Here is a 697-nt window from a genome sequence, read left to right on the forward strand (position 1 = left end):
CCGAAGACGGTCGGCCATTCGCCAAAGGCGGGATTGGTCGTGGCGATGATCGAGCTCCGCTCGTGGGGCTTGCCGATGAGGTGGCGTGACGCGGGTTCAGGAAACGGTCCACTGGGCCGTTTCCCCGCTGAACGAGCTGGCCGCCTTTCCGAGCGGACGGGAGATAGCCGAGCCCGTCAAGGAGTGAGCCATCGCGTCGCCATGCGTTCGAGACCGATGGCGAACACGTCGAGGCGAAAGATCAGGTCCGCGCTGCGGCGCGGGCTTCGGCGTCGAGCTTGTTCACCAGATCGACACCATTGAAGAACCGGCCGCGACGGCCGTTGCGGATGCAGGCACGGGCGATACCGACGGCAAGACGGGTCTTGCCGGTTCCCGTTCCGCCGATCAGCACGAGATTGCGCGGGTGGTCGAGGACGTCTCCGGTGGCGAGGTCACGGATCGGGGTCCCGTTGACCTCGTCGTCCATCGGGCTCGACCCGATGGCGCCCTTCTGGACGACCCTCGACGTCGCACTCCTCGATCTTCCTGGCGAGCGGCACCTTGGCGATGGTCGGCTGGCATTCGATCGAGCGTGCCTGCTTCTCACTGATCTCGGCGTCCGGGAGGTCGCCCCTCTCGGCAGATTGCTTCGCAATCGCCTGCCGGGCAATGAATGACCTGTTGTGGTTCGTGCCGTCGCTTGACCGTCACGACG

1 pseudogene is annotated in these 697 nt (G+C 65.7%); it reads right to left on the reverse strand.

Annotated features, from left to right (window positions below):
- Positions 1-697: pseudogene (locus ROA7023_RS24930) on the reverse strand (ATP-binding protein); the annotation flags it as partial.

The organism is Roseisalinus antarcticus (assembly GCF_900172355.1).
Lineage (GTDB): Bacteria > Pseudomonadota > Alphaproteobacteria > Rhodobacterales > Rhodobacteraceae > Oceanicola > Oceanicola antarcticus_A.